Below are 6,686 nucleotides of genomic sequence, written 5' to 3'. Positions count from 1 at the left end.
GGCGGCCCGGCCGCCGAGGCGGAGCGCTCGACGGCCGGGGCGGCGGGGCGGCTGGGGCTCACAGCGGCTCCACCAGGTGGGCCTCCGGGATGTGGGTGTCGGCCAGACGGCGGCGGAACATCCAGTAGGACCACCCCGTGTAGGCCAGCACGATGGGCACGAAGATCAGGGAGATCACGGCCATCAGGCCCAGGGTGTACGGGCCGGAGGAGGCCAGCTGAGCGGTGAGGCTGAACTGCGGGTCCACCGTAGAGGGCAGCACGACCGGGTACTGGGTGACCATGATCGCCGTCCACGCCAGCACCAGAACCAGCGTCAGGGACGTGAAGGCCAGGCCCTCGCGGCCGGCCCGGGCGGCCACCACCGACGCGGCCACCGCCACGACGGCCAGCACCAGCAGCGCCCAGGTCCACGGGCGGTCGCCGCGGGCCACCACGAGCCCTGCCCAGACCAGCAGCGGCAGCACGGCCAGCGGGGTCCACGTGGACAGGAAGCGGGCGGCCGACCGGCGGGGGGCGCCGTCGGTCTTCAGGCCGATGAACGCCCACGCCTGCGCCAGGGAGAAACCGACCACGGCCAGACCACCGAGCAGCGCCGGGCCGGTCACCCACACGAAGGGGCCGCCCACCCGGTCCCCGTTGGCGTCCAGCGGCAGGCCGGTCGTCGTCAGCACGAGCAGCACGCCGGCCATGAAGGCCGCCAGGAACGAGCCGATGCCCAGGGTCCAGGTCCAGATCTCCCGGCCGGCGTCGGTGGCGGCCTTGCCGCGGTACTCGATGGACACCGCCCGCAGGATCAGACCGAACAGCATCACGAGCATCGGCAGGTACAGGGTGGAGAACACCGCCGCGTACCAGAACGGGAAGGCCGCGAACATCGCTCCGACGGCGGTGATCAGCCACACCTCGTTGCCCTCCCAGACGGGGCCGATGATGTTCAGCAGCACCCGGCGCCGTGGCTCGTCCCGCGCCCAGAAGCGCACGAGCATGCCGACCCCGAGGTCGAAGCCCTCGAGGGCCAGGTAGCCGAGCCAGAGCACGGCGATGATGACGTACCAGTAGACGGGAAGGACCTCAGCCATGGTCGTGCTGTCCTCTCTGCGAGCGGGTCAGTAGGCGAACGCGAGCACGTCGTCGCGGTCGCGCTTCTGTTCATCGGAGTGCTCGGCGGCGGTGAGCTCCGGCATGGCGGCCGGGACGCCGCCGCGGACGAACCGGGTCAGCAGGAAGACCTCGACGCCCAGCAGCACCGCGTAGATCCCGACCAGGACGATCAGGGACACGAGGACCTCTTCACCCGTGACCCCGGGCGAGACGGCCGCGGCGGTGAACATGTACACCTGATCCACGCCCATCGCCGGGTTCGGGTACACCACGAACGGCTGCCGGCCCATCTCGGTGAACACCCAGCCGGTCATGTTCGCCGCGAACGGCGCCCCGATCGAGGCCACGGCCAGGCGCATCCAGCCACGGGAGGCCGGGACGGTGCCGCGGCGGGAGAACCACAGCGCGCCCAGTGCCGCGAGCGCGCCGAGTCCGCCGAAGAGGATCATGAGCCGGAATCCCCAGTAGGTGACCTCCATCAGCGGCAGATAGGAGATCTCGCTGCCGGCGCGGTCGCCGTAGAGCTCGGAGTCGGGCAGGTGCGTGCCGTACTTCTGCTCGAACTCCGGCAGCAGGGTGTTGATGCCGCGCACCGGCGTGGTGAAGTCCTCGTACGCGAGGTAGGAGAGCAGGCCCGGCACCTCGATCACGCCCTGGACGTCCTCGCAGGTGGTCGCTCCACCCGAGCGCACATCGCCGAGGGTGAGCACGGAGAACGCGGTGCCGTCGTGGCAGGCGGCCTCCGCGGCGGCCATCTTGGTGGGCTGGAAGTGGATCATCTGCTGGGCCTGGGCATGGCCGGAGAATGCGGTGCCGACGAAGCCGATCAGGGCGACGGCCGCCCCGGCGCGCAGCGAGGTGAGCCAGACGCGGTGGTCGGTGCGGTCCCGGGCGGCGGTGCCGGCGTCGCCGACGACGACCAGGCCCGCCTCGTCCACGACGTCGATGCCGTCCCGGCGGCGCTTCCACAGGTGGTACCAGGCGATCCCCACGAGGAAGCCGCCGGCCACGGCCCAGGAACCGAAGATGGTGTGCGGGTAGTGGGTGAGGACGATCGGGTTGGTCAGCACGGCGCCGAGGTCGTTGAGCACCGGGCGGCCGTCGACGACCTCATAGCCCACCGGGTGCTGCATGAAGCCGTTGGCCACCATGATGAAGTAGGCCGAGAGGTTGATCCCCAGCACCGCGCACCACAGGGCGGCCAGGTGGAGTCTTCGCGGGATCCGGTCCCAGCCGAAGATCCAGATGCCCAGGAACACCGATTCCAGGAAGAACGCGATGAGCGCCTCGAGGGCCAGCGGCGCCCCGAAGACGTCCCCGACGAACCGGGAGTACTCCGACCAGGCCATGCCGAACTGGAACTCCTGCACCAGCCCGGTGGCCACGCCCATGATGAAGTTGATCAGGAACAGCTTTCCCCAGAACTTCGTCATCCGCAGGTAGTGGTCCTTGCCCGTGGCGACCCAGAGGGTCTGCAGGACGGCGACGACGAGGCCGAGTCCGATGGTCAGCGGGACCATGAGGAAGTGGTAGACGGTGGTGATGCCGAACTGCCACCGTGCGAGTTCGAGGGGATCCACGAGGCTGCGCTCCTGAGACAGGCGTTCGACCGCGACAACGCGGTCGCTGGATACCACCACCCTAGTCCGTCGGACGTCGTGACATCGCCGGACGGCGCCGGGCCGACGACGCCCTGACCGTGTCCGCGGACTGTCCCGGCCGAGGCGACCCTGTTCGCCTCGGGCCGATCGAGGCCTCCGACGGGCGCCCCGCCCGACCCCTCCGATACAGTGGGCTGTCGTCTCACCGCAGGTGAGCGCCCCCTCCCCGACCCCCGCAGATTGGTCCTGGTGACGAACGTGTCCGGCAACGCCAGCTACGAGTACTCCCGCGCCGCCCTCCTGGCGGTCACCGAGGTGGAGGCCCCCGTCGAAGTCACCTCGCAGGACCTCGACGACCAGCTGGCGGAGGTGCTCACCCGCCTGCGCCTGCCCGGCTCCCTCCTGGAGCGGGTGGCCGGTGTGCGCAGCCGACGGAACTGGGACGAGACCGAGGACTTCCAGGAGGCCGCCGCGCGCGCCGGCGTCGCGGCCCTGGAGCAGGCCGGCGTCCCGCGGGAGCGGGTGGGCCTGCTCGTGAACACGTCGGTGACCCGGGCCACGCTCGAGCCCTCCGTGGCCGTGCGGATCCACCACCTCATGGGGCTGCCCACCTCGGCGACCAACTTCGACATCACGAACGCGTGCCTCGGGTTCGTCAACGGCCTCATGCTCGCCTCCACCCTGGTGGACGCCGGCCAGATCGACTACGCGGTCGTGGTCGCCGCCGAGGACGCCTCGAAGGTGCAGGCCGCCACCGTGGCCAACCTGCACGCCGAGACCACGCACCGCGGCAACTTCATGGAGCAGTTCGCGTCCCTGACGTTGGGCTCCGGGGCCGCCGCCGCCGTCGTCGGCCGCATCGAGGACCACCCGGACGCCCATCGGATCGTCCGCGGGATCACCCGCGCCGGCACCGACCACCACGGCCTGTGCGTGGGCGACCACCACGGCATGTACACCGACTCCACCGCCCTGCTCAAGGACGGTCTCGAGCTCGTGATGGACGCGTGGCACGACGTCCCGGCGGAGTGGGCGTGGCCGGAGGCCGACCGGTTCATCACCCACCAGGTCTCGCAGATGCACACCGACGCGATCGCGGAGTCCGCCCACCTGGACCCGGCGCGCATCCCGACGACGTTCCCCACGCTGGGCAACGTCGGCCCGGCGTCGTTGCCCATCACCCTCGTGCGGGAGATGGACTCCCTGGAGGACGGGGACACAGTGGTCTGCCTGGGCGTGGGCTCGGGTCTGAACACCGCGATGCTCGAGATCGAATGGTGAGCTGAAGGAGCCAGAGCCATGCCCCAGATCCCCGCCGCCCCCGCCGCCCTGCCGCCGGCCGACCGACTGCCCGGCTGGGACCCGGCATGGTCCCGCCTCGTGGAGATCCGCTCCGCCGCGGACCCGGAGGGGACCGTGCGGACGCTGCACGTGGCGGACACCGGTCCCGTGCTCGCGGCGGCCGGGGCCGAGATCGTCGGCACGATCGTGGCGGTGCACGGCAACCCGACCTGGTCCTGGCTGTGGCGGTCCCTGCTCGCGGAGACCGTGCGCCGGGCACGCCGGGGCATGGCCGCGTGGCGCGTCGTGGCGCCGGACCAGCTGGACATGGGCTTCTCCGAGCGCCTCGCGCACGCGGGCTCCCCGTCCGCCGCGTCGATGGGCCGTGCCGGCGACACCTACCGCACGCTGGGTGGCCGCATCGACGACCTGGACGCCCTGCTGGCGGCTCTCGGGCTGCGCGACCTGGCAGCCACCGGCCACCCGCTGATCACGCTCGGCCACGACTGGGGCGGCGTCGTGTCCCTCGGCTGGGCGGCGCGTCATCCGGAGCTGGTGGCCGGCGTCGCGACCCTGAACACCGCGGTCCACCAGCCCGAGGGGGCGCCGATCCCCGCCCCGCTGCAGGCCGCCCTCGCCGGGCCCGTCCTGCCGGCCTCCACCGTCACCACGGACGCCTTCCTCTCCGTGACGACCTCCCTCGCCACGCCGGCCCTCGACCGCGAGACCCGGGCGGCCTACCACCTGCCCTACGACACGGCGGCCCGACGCGGCGGCGTCGGCGGCTTCGTCGCGGACATCCCGGCCGACCCCCGCCACGGCAGCCATCCCGAACTGCAGCGGGTGGGAGAGGACCTCGCCGCCCTGGGCCGCACCGACGTGCCCGCTCTCATCCTGTGGGGCGCCGACGACCCGGTCTTCCTGGACCGCTACCTCGACGACCTCCGCGACCGCCTGCCCCACGCGCGCGTGCACCGTTACGAGCAGGCGGGACACCTGCTCGTGGACGACCGCGACATCACCGCGCCCCTGCTGCAGTGGGCCCAGCTGCTGCGCGGCGGCCAGCTCTCCGACCCCGCCTCGGGGCTGCCGGGCCCCGTCCCGCACGCCACCGCCGACGCCGCCGCCGACCCGGGCCTGGAGGTGGACCTCGGGGAGGATCCCGGAGCCCGCGAGCCCGGCGTGGTCCGGCTCTGGGACCACCTGCGCGACTGGGGCGCCCCCGGCTCGGACCACCGCGAGTACACGGCGCTGGTGGACATGGCCGGCGCCCAGGCCGGCCGCTCGCTCGTGGGAACCGCCCGCCGACCCGTGGCCGTCACCTGGGGCGAGCTGCAGGAGATGGTCTCGGCCATCGCCACCGGGCTGTGGGCCGCGGGCATGCGGCCGGCCGACCGGGTCGCCATGCTCGTGCCGCCGGGCCGCGACCTGTCGGCGGCCCTGTACGCCGTGCTGCGCGTGGGCGCCGTCGCCGTGGTGGCGGACCAGGGCCTCGGCGTCAAGGGCATGACCCGGGCGATGAAGTCGGCCCGCCCCCGGTGGATCATCGGCCGCACCCCCGGGCTGACGCTCGCCCGCGCCCAGTCGTGGCCGGGCACCCGGATCTCCGTGACCGAGCCGGGCGCCGCCCAGCGCCGCCTGCTCGACGTCTCCGACTCGCTCTACGCGATGGTCGACCGCCACCGCGACCCGGCCGCGGGCGACGCCGTCGACGAGCACGGCACCGTGCTGCCCGAGCCCGCCCTGGACGCGGACGCCGCGGTGCTGTTCACCTCCGGCTCCACGGGCCCGGCCAAGGGCGTCGTGTACACGCACGAGCGGCTGGGCCGCCTCGTGGCGCTGATCTCCCGCACCCTGGGCATCCGCCCGGGCGGGTCCCTGCTGGCCGGCTTCGCCCCGTTCGCGCTGCTCGGACCCGCCCTCGGCGCCGCGTCCGTCTCCCCGGACATGGACGTCACCCAGCCGGCCACCCTCACCGCGCAGAAGCTGGCCGACGCCGCGATCGCCGGGCAGTCGAGCGTGCTGTTCGCCTCCCCCGCCGCCCTGGCGAACGTGGTCGCGACCGCCGACGGCCTCGACGCGCCCCGGCGCGAGGCCCTCGACGCCGTGCGCCTCGTGCTCTCGGCCGGCGCCCCCGTGCACCCGCAGCTGATGCGTCAGGTCTCGGACCTGATGCCGAACGCCCGGGTCCACACGCCGTGGGGCATGACCGAGGGGCTGCTGCTCACGGACATCGACGGCGCCGAGGTGCAGCGCCTGCGCACCGCCGACGACGAGGGCGTCTGCGTGGGCTCCGCGCTGCCCACGGTGTCCCTGGCCATCGCGCCGCTGCTCGAGGACGGCAGCGCCGAGGACGTCATCCTCGACCCCGCGCGGGGCCACGGCGTCCTCGGCGAGATCGTGGTCAGCGCCCCCCACCTGAAGGACCGCTACGACGCGCTCTGGCACACCGACCAGCAGAGCAAGCGCGACGGGCTGTGGCGGCGGGACGGCCGGGTGTGGCACCGCACCGCCGACGTCGGCCACTTCGACGCCGAGGGCCGCGTCTGGCTCGAGGGTCGGCTCCAACACGTGATCACCACGCCCGAGGGCCCGGTCGGTCCGGGCGGGCCCGAGAAGACCGTCGACGCGCTCGGGCCGGTGCGGCGCAGCGCCGTCGTCGGCGTCGGGCCCCGGGGCACGCAGGCCGTGGTCGTCGTCG

General features: G+C 73.3%; 4 protein-coding genes. 2 read left to right on the top strand and 2 right to left on the bottom strand.

The genetic code is table 11. The features are described from left to right. Nucleotides 1-58: 58 nt before the first annotated feature. Together cydB and HMPREF3105_RS07585 are read right to left on the bottom strand one after the other, a co-directional pair. The gene (gene cydB, locus HMPREF3105_RS07590) at nucleotides 59-1,081 is read right to left on the bottom strand and encodes a cytochrome d ubiquinol oxidase subunit II (protein WP_036314110.1); all 1,023 of its coding nucleotides are present in this window, start codon (nucleotides 1,079-1,081) and stop codon (nucleotides 59-61) included. 27 nt (nucleotides 1,082-1,108) lie between these two features. Further along, on the bottom strand, nucleotides 1,109-2,683 hold the full coding sequence (locus HMPREF3105_RS07585) for a cytochrome ubiquinol oxidase subunit I (RefSeq protein ID WP_070709091.1): 1,575 nt from the start codon (nucleotides 2,681-2,683) through the stop codon (nucleotides 1,109-1,111). Nucleotides 2,684-2,953: 270 nt separating this feature from the next. Here HMPREF3105_RS07585 and HMPREF3105_RS07580 point away from each other — a divergent pair, with 270 nt between their 5' ends. Both HMPREF3105_RS07580 and HMPREF3105_RS07575 read left to right on the top strand, forming a co-directional pair. Further along, a complete protein-coding gene (locus HMPREF3105_RS07580; RefSeq protein WP_063189705.1) occupies nucleotides 2,954-3,985 on the top strand; it encodes a 3-oxoacyl-ACP synthase III in 1,032 nt (343 codons plus the stop codon). Between the two features lie 18 nt (nucleotides 3,986-4,003). Next, nucleotides 4,004-6,686, top strand: a 2,683-nt coding sequence (locus HMPREF3105_RS07575; protein WP_070709090.1) for an alpha/beta fold hydrolase, incomplete at its 3' end; no start/stop codon positions are given.

Origin of the sequence: Micrococcus sp. HMSC31B01 (assembly GCF_001816085.1) — a bacterium.
Lineage (GTDB): Bacteria > Actinomycetota > Actinomycetes > Actinomycetales > Micrococcaceae > Micrococcus > Micrococcus luteus.
Note: the sequence above shows the minus strand (reverse complement) of the source record. Positions and strands in the feature narration are given on the sequence as shown.

Coding starts and splice junctions, on each gene's coding strand:
- cydB (WP_036314110.1), bottom strand. CDS start 1,081: ATGGCTGAGGTCCTTCCCGTCTACTGGTACGTCATCATCGCCGTGCTC.